Annotated in this window: 15 protein-coding genes; 2 read left to right on the top strand and 13 right to left on the bottom strand. The window is 59.5% G+C overall.

Annotated features, from left to right (window positions below):
- Nucleotides 1-10 precede the first annotated feature (10 nt).
- The 7 genes from NBG89_RS22660 to NBG89_RS22630 all read right to left on the bottom strand — a co-directional run bounded on the left by NBG89_RS22660 (nucleotide 11) and on the right by NBG89_RS22630 (nucleotide 6308).
- The gene (locus tag NBG89_RS22660) at nucleotides 11-1258 is read right to left on the bottom strand and encodes an NAD(P)/FAD-dependent oxidoreductase (RefSeq protein ID WP_431324333.1); all 1248 of its coding nucleotides are present in this window, start codon (nucleotides 1256-1258) and stop codon (nucleotides 11-13) included.
- Nucleotides 1259-1272: 14 nt separating this feature from the next.
- Nucleotides 1273-2307, bottom strand: coding sequence for a proline racemase family protein (locus tag NBG89_RS22655; RefSeq protein WP_431324332.1), 1035 nt, complete (start codon nucleotides 2305-2307; stop codon nucleotides 1273-1275).
- Between the two features lie 57 nt (nucleotides 2308-2364).
- Nucleotides 2365-3243, bottom strand: coding sequence for a 4-hydroxy-tetrahydrodipicolinate synthase (gene dapA, locus NBG89_RS22650; protein ID WP_431324331.1), 879 nt, complete (start codon nucleotides 3241-3243; stop codon nucleotides 2365-2367).
- A 31-nt stretch (nucleotides 3244-3274) separates the two neighbouring features.
- Nucleotides 3275-3943 (bottom strand): amino acid ABC transporter permease, encoded by a 669-nt coding sequence (locus tag NBG89_RS22645; RefSeq protein ID WP_431324330.1) that lies wholly within the window; start codon nucleotides 3941-3943, stop codon nucleotides 3275-3277.
- A gap of 9 nt (nucleotides 3944-3952) precedes the next feature.
- Nucleotides 3953-4615 (bottom strand): amino acid ABC transporter permease, encoded by a 663-nt coding sequence (locus NBG89_RS22640; RefSeq protein ID WP_431324329.1) that lies wholly within the window; start codon nucleotides 4613-4615, stop codon nucleotides 3953-3955.
- A gap of 12 nt (nucleotides 4616-4627) precedes the next feature.
- Nucleotides 4628-5410 (bottom strand): amino acid ABC transporter ATP-binding protein, encoded by a 783-nt coding sequence (locus NBG89_RS22635; RefSeq protein WP_431324328.1) that lies wholly within the window; start codon nucleotides 5408-5410, stop codon nucleotides 4628-4630.
- Between the two features lie 64 nt (nucleotides 5411-5474).
- A complete protein-coding gene (locus NBG89_RS22630) occupies nucleotides 5475-6308 on the bottom strand; it encodes a substrate-binding periplasmic protein (protein WP_431324327.1) in 834 nt (277 codons plus the stop codon).
- 199 nt (nucleotides 6309-6507) lie between these two features.
- Between NBG89_RS22630 and NBG89_RS22625 the strand changes: the two genes are divergently transcribed.
- On the top strand, nucleotides 6508-7227 hold the full coding sequence (locus tag NBG89_RS22625) for a GntR family transcriptional regulator (protein WP_431324326.1): 720 nt from the start codon (nucleotides 6508-6510) through the stop codon (nucleotides 7225-7227).
- Between the two features lie 193 nt (nucleotides 7228-7420).
- On the opposite strand, the gene NBG89_RS22620 is transcribed toward NBG89_RS22625, so the two are convergent.
- On the bottom strand, nucleotides 7421-7720 hold the full coding sequence (locus tag NBG89_RS22620) for a TetR family transcriptional regulator (RefSeq protein WP_431324325.1): 300 nt from the start codon (nucleotides 7718-7720) through the stop codon (nucleotides 7421-7423).
- Between the two features lie 27 nt (nucleotides 7721-7747).
- Between NBG89_RS22620 and NBG89_RS22615 the strand changes: the two genes are divergently transcribed.
- Nucleotides 7748-8224, top strand: coding sequence for a hypothetical protein (locus NBG89_RS22615; RefSeq protein WP_431324324.1), 477 nt, complete (start codon nucleotides 7748-7750; stop codon nucleotides 8222-8224).
- Here the strand turns inward: NBG89_RS22615 and NBG89_RS22610 are convergent.
- From NBG89_RS22610 to NBG89_RS22590, 5 genes are all read right to left on the bottom strand, one after another.
- Nucleotides 8221-9474, bottom strand: a complete 1254-nt coding sequence (locus tag NBG89_RS22610; RefSeq protein ID WP_431324323.1) for a type II toxin-antitoxin system HipA family toxin — start codon at nucleotides 9472-9474, stop codon at nucleotides 8221-8223. The two genes, NBG89_RS22615 and NBG89_RS22610, sit on opposite strands and share 4 nt — an antisense overlap.
- Nucleotides 9467-9778 carry a helix-turn-helix domain-containing protein gene (locus NBG89_RS22605; protein WP_431324322.1) on the bottom strand — a complete coding sequence of 104 codons (312 nt, stop codon included), beginning with the start codon at nucleotides 9776-9778 and terminating at the stop codon, nucleotides 9467-9469. The genes NBG89_RS22610 and NBG89_RS22605 overlap by 8 nt, the downstream gene beginning before the upstream one ends.
- 293 nt (nucleotides 9779-10071) lie before the next feature.
- Complete coding sequence (locus NBG89_RS22600) at nucleotides 10072-10605, bottom strand: NUDIX hydrolase (RefSeq protein WP_431324321.1); 534 nt, start codon at nucleotides 10603-10605, stop codon at nucleotides 10072-10074.
- A 628-nt stretch (nucleotides 10606-11233) separates the two neighbouring features.
- Entirely contained in the window at nucleotides 11234-12217 is a 984-nt protein-coding gene (locus NBG89_RS22595; RefSeq protein ID WP_431324320.1) for a succinylglutamate desuccinylase, read from the bottom strand.
- 70 nt (nucleotides 12218-12287) lie between these two features.
- Nucleotides 12288-13274, bottom strand: coding sequence for an ABC transporter substrate-binding protein (locus NBG89_RS22590; RefSeq protein WP_431324319.1), 987 nt, complete (start codon nucleotides 13272-13274; stop codon nucleotides 12288-12290).
- Between the last annotated feature and the right edge of the window lie 146 nt (nucleotides 13275-13420).

Below are 13420 nucleotides of genomic sequence, written 5' to 3'. Positions count from 1 at the left end.
GCCGATCCGCTCAGAAGCGGTCGACGCGATAGGGTTTCATGTCCACGGGCGGCTTTACGCCCGTGATGAGATCGGCCATCAGCCGGCCTGTCGTGGCCGCATAGGTAAGGCCGAGATGTCCATGGCCGGTCGCGTACCAGACGTTGCGGCGCTTGGCGGACGGACCCATGACGGGAACGGTGTCGGGCAGCGCCGGGCGATGCCCCATCCACTCCGTCGCTCCTTCGACCCTAAGCTCGGGCAATGCCTCCCGAGCCCTCTTCACCAGGATCTTCGCGCGCCGATAATCCGGGGACGCGTCGAGGCCGGCCATTTCGACCGTGCCGCCAACGCGGATACCGCCCGCCGTCGGGGTGACCATGAAGGCGCGCGCCGGCCAGATGATCGAATGGCGCATCGAAATGCCGGGCTCCATGATCTGCGTGTGGTAGCCGCGCTCGGTTTCAAGCGGGATATGCTCCCACAGCAGCGCCGAAAGGCGGGCGGTGAAGGCGCCGGCCGCGAGCACAACCTTCTCCACTGCAAGGCTGCGTCCATCTGCCAGCCTGAGAGCGACGACGCCGCTCTCACCGTGCTCGAAACCGGCGACGTCGCCCCGAACGATCCGCCCGCCAAGCGCCTCGAACCTTTCGGCAAGGGCAGTGACGAGCCTGTAGGGATCGGTGATCGACCGGTTGTCGGGAAAGAGCACCGCTTTGCCGATCCTCGTCGTCAAAGCGGGCTCCAGATCCCGGATGGCGTTGGCGCCGAGGATTTCATGCCGGAAGCCGAAGCGCTCCAGGATCTCGATATGCTCGCGATCGGCCTTGAATTCGGCCTCGTCGGTGTAAAGGCTGAGGCAGCCCTCGGCCGTCAGCATGTGCGTCAGCCCGGCCTCCGCCAACAGCGCGCCGAGGTCTTCATAGACGCGCCGGCAGAGCACGGCACCGGCGGCCTCCAGCTCCCGCAGCTTCGAGGGACGGCTCGCGGCCAGGAACCTGAGGAACCAGGGCACCAGTTTCGCCATGTAACCGGGCCGGATGCGCACCGGCCCCTCCGGGTCGAGCAGCCATTTCGGCATTTGCGCCCAGATGCCAGGACGCGAGGCCGGCATGAATTCGGTGACGGCAATGCTGGCCATATTGCCGTAGGAAGCGCCCCGGCCCGGTGCCTCGCGGTCGACGAGCGTCACGGAAAGGCCGCGACGCTGGAGTTCGTAGGAGATGGCGACGCCGATGATGCCTGCACCGACCACCACGAGATTTCGATCAGAACTCATGACCCGCTCCGGCTTCAAACGGTGGCCATCCAGGTGTCGGCAACTGTGAAGCCGGTCTGATAGGGATCCGTGGGATCCATACCCATCTGGTAAAAGCCGCTGATCCAGGCCTGTCCCGCTATGGCGGGGATGACCGCGTCATAGCGCCCGACTTTGGCGAGCCCGTCGATCGTGCAGGTGAACTTGCTGCCGGTGATCGATTGATGGATGAGGGTTTCGCCCTCCTTCATGACGCCCCTGGCGTGAAGAAGCGCCAGTCGCGCTGACGAGCCGGTTCCGCAGGGCGAACGGTCGCAGCGCCCCGGAGAAACGACCACGCAGTTCTTTGCGACGAGCTGCCCGTTTTCCCGACGCAAGGGCGCCATGAATTGCGTATTGGTGATGCCGGGAATTTCCGGATTTTCAGGATGCTCCACCGCGAGCTGTTCGGCCGCCGCAGCCTTGAGCATCTGGCCGACCTCGCAGAGATCGCGGGCTTCGGACGGATCGATCGCAAAGCCGAGATCGGCGGCCTCCACCATCGTATAGGTCATGCCGCCATAGACGATGTCGACGCGAACCGTGCCCAGTCCCGGGACCTCGATGTTGCTGTCACGGTGGTAGCAGAAGGCCGGCTGGTTCACCAAGCGCACACTCGTCACCTTGCCGTCCGAGCATTCGCAACGGACGCGGATGAGGCCGGCCGGCGATTCAAGGATAAGATTGGTGACGGGTTCCCGCATCGGCAGGATGCCCGTTTCGAGCAGAACGGTCGCCACGCACATCGTGTTCGAGCCCGACATGGCCGGATATTCGGTGCTCTCGAGGATGACGTAACCCATATCCGCGTCAGGATGGTTCGACGGCAGGACGATATTGGCATTGTGCCACACCGCGCCGCGCGGCTCGAAGAGAACCATCTTTCTTATATCGTCCATATGAGCTTCGAGATGAAGCTTTTTGTCGAACATCGTCTTGCCCGGCACCTGGCCGACACCGCCGACGATCACCTTGCCGCTCTCGCCTTCGGCGTGACAATCGACGACGGAGAGAACTTTCTTGAAGCGCATCGCAAATACTCCTGCCTGCCGGATTTGTTCCGGCAGCCGAACGCTGCCGGATGGCCATCACCAGTTGAGGATCGGCTGCATCGCAGCCTTGAATTCGGCTTTTTCCTCCGCCGTCAGCTCGCCGAGCGGCGCGCGGCACTGGCCTACGGGCAGGCCCTGAAGCTCGCAGCCATATTTGATCTTCTGCACGAACTTGCCGCTTTCGAGGATGTTCATCGCCCGGTAGAGCGTTTTCATCTGCTCGCGCGCCTTGTTGAGATCCCCTGACTTGAACGTGCGGTCGAGATCGCAGCAGGCCTTGGCCATGCAGTTCGACGGTCCGCAGATCCAGCTTTGCGCGCCCCAGAACATGAAATCGAGCGCGATATCGTCGGAACCGCTGACGAGCTGGATCTTCCCCTCGTAGCGGCTGGCGATGTCGATCGCGCGCTGCAGCACACCCGAGCTTTCCTTGATCCCGATCACGCGCGGATTGTCGGCAAAATGATCCATCAGCTCGAAACTGATGTCCGAACCATCCTTGGCCGGATAGGAGTAGAGGACGAGGTTCACATCGACGGCGCAAAGGACGGCTTCGTAGTGCTTGATGAGCTCTTCTTGGGTCGGGCGCGTATAAAATGGCGGCGCCAGCAGGACCGTGTCATAACCGATGTCTCTCGCCAGCGCCGTCTGCTCGATCACCTCGCGGGTGGCGGGCGCATTGGTGCCTGCGATCAGCACTTCGCCCGGCCTGGCGAAATCCTTGACGAACTGCAGCACGTCGCGGCGCTCTTCCCTGGACTGGCTGAAATATTCTCCGGTCGACCCGTTCGGGACCCAGCCGGTGACGCCTGCCTCGCGCAGATGTGTGAGAAGCTTCTCGAAAGCCTTGAAGTCGATCCTGTTGTTGGCATCGAAGGGAGTGATGAGCGCGGGCATGACGCCGGAAAGTTTCATGGAATGTCTCCTGTCCTGGGAACGGCTGTTTCTAGATTGCGAGCTTCTTGAGAATGCGGCCCTCGATGAGGGAGACGGCCCGCGTGAGGGGGAAGGCGATGGCGAAGTAGATCAGGGCAACGACCGTCAGAACTTCGACCGGACGGGCCGTGTTGTTGGAGATGTTCTGGCCGACGAACATCAGGTCCGCCATGCCGACGGCCGAGACCAGGGCGCTCTCCTTGAAGAGGCTGACGCAGTTCGACAGCAGCGTCGGGATTGCGCGCAGCACCGCCTGCGGCAGCACGACATTGACGATCTGGGCCCTCTTCGGCAGGCCGAGGGCGACGCAGGCGTCCAGCTGCTCCCGGCCGATCGACTTGAGGCTCGCCCGGAAGGTTTCGCTGGTGATCGCGCCCATATAGAGCGTCAGCGCGATGACGCCGGAGGCGAGATTCGAGAGTTCGACGCCAAGCAGCAGCGGCAGGCAGAAGAAGATCCAGAAGAGCTGGATGAGAACCGGCGTGCCGCGGAAGAACTCGACATAGGCGCCGGCGACCACGCGAAGCACTGGATTGCGCGATGTTCTGGCCAGGCCGACGAGAAAGCCGAGGGTGCATCCGAGCACGATGCAGATCAGCGTCAGCTTGATCGTCATCCAGAGACCGAGCAGAAGCGCGTTTTCGAAGCGCAGCAGGATCGAGAAGTCGAGCGTCATCATCCTGGCCTCCTAGCTGACGAGGATCTGGCGGCGGCGTTCGAGCAGGCCGACGATCTGGGTTATCGGGAAGGACACGGCGAAATAGATGAGAGCCACCACTGTGAAGGTCTCGATCGGTCGGTAGGTCTCGGTGGCGAGCGTCTTGCCCTGGTACATCAGGTCCTGGATCGCGACGATCGCGACTAGCGCACTCTGCTGGAAGATGACGATGCCATTGGTCAGGAGCACCGGGATCGAAGCGCGGAAGGCGGTCGGGAAGACGATGTAGAGCACCCGCTGCAACGGATTGAGGCCGAGCGCGATACCGGCATCGAGCTGCTCGCGCGGAACGGCCTGGATGGAGGCGCGGTAGGCCTCGGCGTTGAAGGCCGTCAGATTGAGCCCGAGCGCCATGATGCCCATCGTCATCGGATCGAGGAAGACGTCGAACAGCATCGGCACGCAGTAGAATATCCAGACGATCTGGACGATGGCGGGCGTGCAGCGGAAGAATTCGACGAACAGCATGAAGGGCAGCCGCAGAACCCGGTAGGGGCTCATGATCAGAAGCGCCAGCGCGAAGCCGAAGACGATGCCGATGACATTCGCCGCCGCCGTCAGCTGCAGCGAAACCCACAGACCCTTGAGAAGTGGAGCAAGGGTGACTGCGTTGAAATCGAACGTGTAGTTCACGGCATGCCCTCCCTACTGCTTGATGTGGAAGACGCGATCGATGAATTCCTTGGTGCGCTCCTCGCGCGGGGCGCCGAGCACCTGCTCGGGAGGCCCGTCCTCGACCACCACGCCGCCGGCGCAGAAGATCACGCGAGAGGCAATGTTCCTGGCGAACCACATGTCGTGTGTGACGATCATCATCGGCATGTTCTGGGCGGCTAGCTGCAGGATCACCTGCTCCACCTCACTGACGAGCTCCGGGTCGAGCGCCGAAGTTACCTCATCGAACAGCATCAACTTCGGATCGAGCATGAGCGCGCGGGCGATCGCCACGCGCTGCTTCTGACCGCCGGAAAGCTGGGCCGGATAGGCCTTGGCCTTGGCTCCCAATCCGAACCGTTCGAGCAGCGCTTGCGCGCGGGCCGTCGCCGTGGCCTTGGCTTCGCCGCGCACCTTGCAGGGAGCGAGAGTGAGGTTCTGCGTGACGTTCAAATGGGGGAACAGCGTGTAGTGCTGAAAAACCATGCCGATCGAACGGCGGACGTGGGTGTCGATCTGGGTTTTCCTGGCAGCGCCGTCGGAAGAAATATAGGGCTTTCCGTCGAAATTGACCGACCCGCTGTCGATCTGCTCCAACCCCATCATCACCCGGAGCAGCGTGCTCTTGCCGCCGCCGCTGGGGCCGATGACGACGACGCGTTCGCCGGGCTTCATTTCGATGTCGATGCCTTTCAGCACCTGGATTGCTCCGTTGCCATAGCTTTTGTGGAGCGCCTGCATTTTCACGAGGGGAAGGCTAAAGGACGTGGTCATGGCCAATCTCCGATGATCGAAGCTGGAGAGGGCCGGCGCGGTTCCTGGCACCGGCCCGGCGAGATTACTTTGCGCCCTTGAGCACTTCGTCGACCGCCTTCTTGATCAGCTCGTCGATATGACCGGTCGCGACCTTCTCTTCGAGGAAGATATCGACCACCTCGACATCGGCAGCCGAAAGCTGATGCGGCAGACCGAAGGCGACACCCTGCTTGGCGAGTGCCGGCGTCGGGTTGAGCGCCACCGCCCAATCCGGGTTCGACTGGGTGAACAGCTGATTGGTGTCGGAGGCATCGACCAGGATGTCGGCGCGCTTGGAGGTCACCGCAAGGCGGGTCTCGTCGTTGCCGGGAAGACGCATGATCGTGGCGTTCTTCACCGCTGCGGAAATGGCCTTGTCCTGCGCCGTGCCGGACATGACGGCGAGCGTCACGCCCGCCTTGTCGATATCGGCCACCGAAGCGGCGCCGGCCGCGATTTTCGGATTGTTCTTGTTGTAGGCGAGCGAGATCTGATACTCCATGGCCGGGATCGAGAACTGTACGGCCATGGCGCGCGCCGGCGTGCGGTTCAGCGCCAGCGACAGATCCCATTTGCCGGCCTGCAGACCGGCGACGATATTGTCCCAGGTCGTATCGACGAATTCGGGCTTCACCTTCAGGACGTCGGCGAATTCCCTGCAGAGATTGGCAAAGAATCCGGAATATTCGCCTGTCGCCGGATCGCGCATGACATAGGGCGGCGCGACGGCCGCGCCGCAGCGCAGAACGCCCGCCTTCTGCACACCCTGCCAATATCCCTCGGCGTTCTCTGCTTGAGCGGCGGTTGCGGAAAGACCTCCCATGAGGGCGAGCGCGGGCAGCGCCCGCAAGGCGGACGTCATCAACTTCGAAAGCATCGGCATTCCTCTTTTGCTGTGCGCGAAGCGCGCGGTTCCACTCGTCGGCTGTAGCCGTTTCTGTTGTTTTTTGTGTCGGCTGCGTGTCGACTGGCTAAAATATGTCAACAGCGTGTCGACAAAGTCAAGCGGAAAAATTACATTGCCGACACGCTGTTTTTCTGGCCCAATGGACGGGCGTCGACAGAAAGGGACTTAAGTGTCTGAAGAATCGGAAGTGAAACGAATCCGCGGGACCGGCTGGAAGAACGTCTACGAAACGCTCCGCAACGAGATCCTGTCGCTCGCCCTGCCGCCCGGTCAGCTTCTTGACGAGACGACGCTTGCCGAACGTTTCGACATGTCGCGCTCGCCGGTGCGGGAGGCCCTGATCCGCCTCGGCGCCGACGAGCTGGTTGTGACGCTCGCAAACCGGAGCACCATCGTCGCCCCCATCGAAGTCGCGACCTTTCCGAAATATGTCGAGGCGCTCGATATCGCGCAGCGCATGAACACCCGTCTTGCCGCTGCGCTCCGCACCGAGGCCGATCTGAAGATCATCACCAAGCGGCTGAAATCCTTCGAAGCGGCTGTTAAAACAGGCAATCACCTCGCCATGTCGGAGGCCAACAAGGAATTCCACATGGCAATCGCCCATGCGGGAAAAAACCAGTATCTCGCCTCGTTCTACGAGAAGCTGCTGTCGCAGGGCCAGCGCATGCTACACCTGCATTTCGAATATCTGGAACGCACCCACGAGGGCTATCTTCTGACCGACGAGCATGCGCTCATGCTCAATGCCATCAGGGACAAGAATGTGGATCTCGCCGATGAGCTCGCCCACGCCCATACGCGCCAGTTCCAGGATAATTTCATCAACTTCATGCGCGAGAACTACACGACGGATGTCGCGCTAGGGCCGCTCAGAGCTGCGGAGTAATCAGGTGAACGTCAAGGATTCGTCGGACCGGCGTCATCACCGAGGCCATGGTTCGCGCGCTTCTGGCTGAACCGGCCTATGCCTTGAAGATTCACGCTTTCCACGGAGCGCCCACTCATGGCGCTCCTCCGGCGTTATGCTGTTTTGTAAAAACAGTATAACCGGCGATGGGGCAGGAACTGCAGCGGATACGCTAAAGCTTGGCGTAAACGGCCGGCGCCGTGCGTAGCGCCCAAATTCCCAGCTCGAACTCGGTAAGCTGATCTGCAGGCGTACGCGCTACCCATGGAGAGAATGCACGCGCCATCGCACCGGCGGCTGCAGTCAAGCCCATTCCTGCGGTGACGTGGGCTGCCACCCACTCTTTACCGGTCGCACAGAACGTGTCTGAAATCGCCTCAAACAGCTGCTGCTTGTGCTCAAAATGATAGTGGACGGTGCCAAGTGGAACCCGGAGAACGGTCGCTATCCTTCGCGTCGTTGTGGACGCCATTCTGCTGTATCGAACCGGTTCGGTGATATGCTGCCCGACTTCCCTCGCGGTCCTGTGACGCTGCGCTGGCGGCTAGTTGCCGGTGCCATCGTCGACGTTGTTCTCTTTGGATCCATTGTATTTCAGCAACCTCGGCAGAAGCAAAAGCCGCCTCGTGCAGCGGTCCCCCCGCTGCTTGTCTCCATCGTTGGACGGAATTCAACAGATCAGCAAAACCCCACTTTGATCGGAACGCAGCTCGATCTCGGTAAAGAATCTCATCGCGCGGCACGTTGGCACTTGGCCAACACATTCGTTGATGCTGACGTCAGCGGCTCGTCATTCGAAACGAGGCCCGGCCGTCAAGCGGCGCTGCATGTCGTCCAGGAGGTTCCGTCACTTCGGATCATCGACGATACCTTTGACAAGAAGTTAAGAGGCGGCAAGCAAACTGGCGCGCGGGCTGATGCGGAGCAGTCGAGTGTTTCCGGGGTATTCCGGGGCTACGGCATGATCACATGCTAGTGCGCGCGCGTGCCAAGAATCGGCGTTATCGTCTTGACGTGCGCGTCGATCCGCTCAAGCACCTTTATCGGAACGACCTCGCGCTCTGGCAGCGACCACCAGGTTTGGTTCACCCGCTCAACGGTTTCGGTCACCGCTTTGAGAACGGCAGCCTCCGGCAAGCGCGCACGATTAGCGAAGACTTTCCATCGTTGCACGTTCATCGCCTTGAAGGAACGCTCGCCACCTAACGACAGCGCCATGGCATCTGCCGGAATATAAGGAATGGTAGAGAGTACATCATAGACCGGCGCAAGCTCCGGCTTGTCGCCCGCCCCGCGATAGATCAGTGACCAGTTCTTCAGGTGCATGTCGCCATTGCCGGTGACGGCAGCCAGAGCCAGCCGGCGGACGAATTCGAGCGCGGCTGCGGAGGAGACGGCAACCCCCAGGGCTGCTGCGATATCGTGATAGGCCGCACCTTCGTATTTGCGGGAAGGATAAATGCCGAAGACCTGCGCGAAATCCTCAATATGTATCCGTTCAGCGCCAGCGCTGCGATCGAAGCGTTTGACGAGCAGGACTTTTCCATCCGAGAGCGTCTTGAATTCTTCCGGAATGCTTTCGAATTCCGATTGCTCGACAAGCTCGCGTTGCGGCACGTCCATGCCGATCGCTTCGGCCAAAGCGAGATTGGCATATTCATTCTCCGAGACGCCAGGAAACGACGTCGACGGAAACTTGGCGATGTACGAGCCCTGCTCGTCTCCTAACGGCAGGGTCAGGCCGCCGCCTTTGCCTGTGTTCTTGATGACTGAAAGCTTCATCTGCACGCCGGCGAGCGAAAACCGGGCCTTCGGTTTCGAACGTGACGGATCCTCGAGCGCAGGAGCTGCGCCTTTGCTGGGCACGATGCGGACAGCACCCGGAAGATCCGACCCGAGTGCGATGAGCAGATCGAAATCGTTACCGGCGCGAACGCTGCCAGCGTGGTGCTTCTCCATCGCCTCGCGCAGCTTGTCCTCTGGAAGAAGATTCGCAAAAAACGCCGGCAAGGCTCTGGCGACAGGCTTGGGATCTTTGCGCAAACCTCCGGTGACCGCGCGGAAGGACAGGCTCAGTACCGGCGAACCACCCGTCGCACGATAGCTTTCCTCGAAACTGAACGCATTGAAGTCGCCAGGCGTTCTGACAATCGTGCCGACCTTGAGATCGTTCAGCAGCACCTCAAGCGATGAGATTGATCTTGGATCGAGATGCGCCTCAGGCATCGATATCACCATTGGGTCTGGCGACGAAGGCAGGCAAATCGTCGCCGTCATCATGTGGCCGCGTCAGTGCATCGACCGCCGGAACCATCGCCTGCGGAATGAGCATCAGTTCGAGTCCGACGGCGCGCGCAATGTTGATCAGGGTCGTCGTGCGGGCAGCGCTGCTTCCTGCTTCGATCTCGCGGTAGCGTGGACGCGATATACCTGCCATTTCGGCGACCTGCTCTTGAGTAAGTCCCAATCCCTTGCGAGTCGTCTTCAAAAGCCGACCGATTTCCAGAAGCGCTTCAGACTCCGTTTTCATGTGATACCTAAACTTGCCATTCACCCTAGGATGATACCTATAAATATCATTTCCATTCGAGTTTTCAAGACTGGTGATAAGTATGCGGATCATTAAATATGACAAGATCCATTAACAGATCATGCGCAGAGCGAACTGTCGATGGAGGCGAGGCTTGGCGGACGGTAATCCAGATGGGATCTATATTCCCTATACCGGTCGCGGTGCCATAAAAGGCTTGCGGTTTCATGGGCCACATAACTTACGAGATATTCTCGCGACCCATATCCTAAAACAGATCCGACCGTCTTCCTCTAGGGAAGGGTTTGGGATCGACGCCCTCGAGGGGTGAATTCCACCAGCAAGGATTTCAGCTCGACCTCTCGAACGCGGCGTGCCGCCTCGTCGGGGCTGACCCAAGCCAAGCTGCGCTCGCCACGCTCCTTGAAGTTGTCGTGCGCCTTTTTGATCTCGATCTGAAAGATATCGACGATGCACGGCACCACGTCGCCGTCACCCTGGAGCTTGAGGTAGGTGTACCTCCCGACTGGCTTCTTCCTAACCTTGCCACGTACGCCCGCTTCCTCCCACGCTTCGATGGCAGCTGCCTCATGCGGCTCCTTGCGCTCCATGGGCCAGCCTTTTGGGATAATCCAGCGTCCACTGTCGCGCGACGTGACGACCAGTATTTCGATGGTTGTCTCGTCATCCTTGTAGCGGAAGCACAAAGCGCCATACTGCTGGCGAAACTTGCCGGTGAAAAGTTTCTCCGGCTTGGCCGCAAGCTGTTGCAGAAGCGATCGGGGTTTGTCCTGACGGGACTTTTCAGCTTTCTTTTTCGGCGCCATGCTTACTGCCAATATTGGTATGCCGCCTCGTAGACAAGGATGCTTCCCGGCGATTCTTACAGACGGCCTCGTTGTCCGGACCGCACCTGAAGCATCCCGCCCGCTCGCCGTCAGTAACGGCTAAAGAAATCTTCAATCCCTAACGTCCAAACCGACAAACAGCTGTTGTGCTAATTCATGCTTCACCCTCGCTGGATGAATGATCTTCTCGGCGATTTCGGGCGCTCGACCTGCCCTGGCCTCGCCAATGACTCCAATGACTGGGCCATATCGACGATGTCGTCGCGCGAGGCGGTTGGACCTTCCCTGTTCCATATGAGGACGGCTCCCACTTGCAAGCTTTTTCTGCAGATATTTTTGACCGGACCGCTTGCTTCCATATGTGCGGCCTTTGTGTGTGGTCGCACACGACCACCGGCCAAGACGGTTTCCGCAACGCGTGTTCCTGACAAGCAAACGGCCTTGATAGTCACTGGAACAGACGGGGTGTCACGCGTCTTGGATCGATCGCACCATCTGCTTCTTTCTTGCAAGTTCACTACATCAGCTCACCACGGTAGCTTTTTTATCGTGCTCGCCGTGGTTGGCCAATTCCTAAACAGCCTGTGTTTCGTGTTAGATATTTCTGTCAGCGCCGCTCTTCGACAGCGATGGCCAATGTGGCCATTCCAGCTTTGAGAGTTGGGTGGGTCATCCGCCAGAGCATCAATCCGTCGACTGGCGCAACAACCGGAGCCAATGGGTCCCCGAAAAGGCTATAAATGGTTCCTAGCTGCTGTCCCTTTGTAACCTGGCACCCCGGGTCCACCAAAGCGTGGAACTCCCCATCCTCCGGAGAATCCACCCAAATGTAATCGTCACAGGGGACGCGACCCCTCACAAACTGCGAGCGCGCTTCCGGAAGAACCCCGATGTGACGCGCAATATTTAAAACACCCGCCACGTGATATTCCACCGCATCATGCTCGACCATGCCATGAGAGCCCGCCTCGGACATTATCGAGAAACGGCGCTGACGAGCAAAACCCGTCGGCGGGCGTCCAGGCTGCTCCATATGCTTTGGCGGCAAGCCCACTACGATTTCTGCATCGAAACACATTGCGAGAGCACGCGCCTCGGCGTCGAAGTTGTCATCCCCTGTCCGTTGGTAAATCGAGAAGAATGCCACCTGTTCGCGCAAGTCTCCTCCATGCATATCGACGTAACAAGCTGCACCTTTAGTCCACTCGGTGGTAACGGCATCGCAAAGGGCTTCAGTGAACGAGCCATCCGGTTTGCCCGGGAATGAGAAATTGATGTTTCGCCCATCAATTGGGCACACGTACTCACTGTATTGAAACCGTGCCGGCTGGTTGATCAGCGGGATGATTTCGACAGAGCCGCGCATCTTCTGCGGGTCGAACAACTTCTGCAGGCGAACAGCAGCTTCGATCGCTGACACTTCGTTGACATGCACGCCTGCCGATATGCAGAGCCGGGGGCCCGGCTGGCTGCCACGTATCTCGCACAGCGGCCAGACATGGTCCGAGAGTTTGGGGTTCGAAAAGCGCAGAAGCCGGCGATGAATGCCGGGCGTAATACTTCCGTCTTGCTCTGGCAGTTGCTCAGGCATCGCGAATTCCTCGAAAGATATCGGCTAACAGGCAGCCCCTCGCGGAAGGGGCCGCCGCAAAGTGATTATGTTATTGCGACAACAGACTTACGCACTTTTTCAGGGCATTTTCCCAATTCGTCTTGCCATCCGCGTCGGTTTCATTCCACCAGGCGTAGTTCTGGAAAACCTGCTTTTCGGCAACGCCTGGTGCGCCCGGGAGCGCTTTACGCTGATCTTCGGGGATCAGGTCGTAAGCTTTCCTATTCACGGGCCCATAACCGATCAGTTCCGCGAAGGCGGCTTGCGGCTTTGCTGTGGCGATATATGCAAGGAGCTTATCTGCGTTGCCCCGATTGGGAGCACCCTTGGTGACGACCCAGTAATCGTACTGAAGCAACGACTGATCCCATGAAAAGGCTAGCGGGGCACCTTGCTTCTTTGCCGCGAAAATTCGTCCGTTATAAGCGTCGGCGATATCGACTTCTCCGTCAATCAAGCTCTGTGGCGCCTCGGCACCGGCTGTCCACCACCTGCTTACGTTGGGCTTAATCGCGGCCACTTTCGCGAATGCGCGATCGATATCGATCGGGTAGACATCCTTCGGCTGAACGCCATCACCCATCAACGCACCTTCCAACATGCCGCCGTCGATCATCTTTTCGCATTTGGGCAGGGTGCGCATGCCGGGAAAGGCACTTACGTTGTAAAAGTCACCCCAGTTCTTGGGAGCCGTTGACGGATCTTTGAACCGGGTTTCGTCATACGCGATACCGACTGAGTAGAGCAAAGCTCCGATGCCGTACTTGTTCTTGAGATTGTCCGGGATCGCGGAGAGCGTGTCTTTGTCGAAGAGGCCATAGTTGATTTCTTGCACGGCTCCCTTATTCACGAATCCAGCGAGGAACCCGCCCGGGATTGACGTCACATCCGCTTCCGGCTGTCCCACCTGGATAGAAGCAAGCAGCTTGGAATGGTCTTCCGGAACGAGAACGACTTTAATTCCGGTATCGCGAGTAAATGGTTCGTAGAAGGCTTTCTTTTGGGCCTCCTCCCATGTGCCGCCACCCGAAGTCACGACGACTTCGCCTGCGCCTTTGAGGTTCTCTGGGACAGCCTCCTGAGCGCTGACTGACTGCCCGGAAGCAAGCAGAATAGCGATGCCGCCCGCGATGAAGTTTATTGACCTGACGTTCATTTGAGTTCCTTTCGTCCTCTGAGGTT

It is taken from the genome of Rhizobium sp. YTU87027, from assembly GCF_050644135.1.
Taxonomy (GTDB): domain Bacteria; phylum Pseudomonadota; class Alphaproteobacteria; order Rhizobiales; family Rhizobiaceae; genus Rhizobium.
Note: the sequence above shows the minus strand (reverse complement) of the source record. Positions and strands in the feature narration are given on the sequence as shown.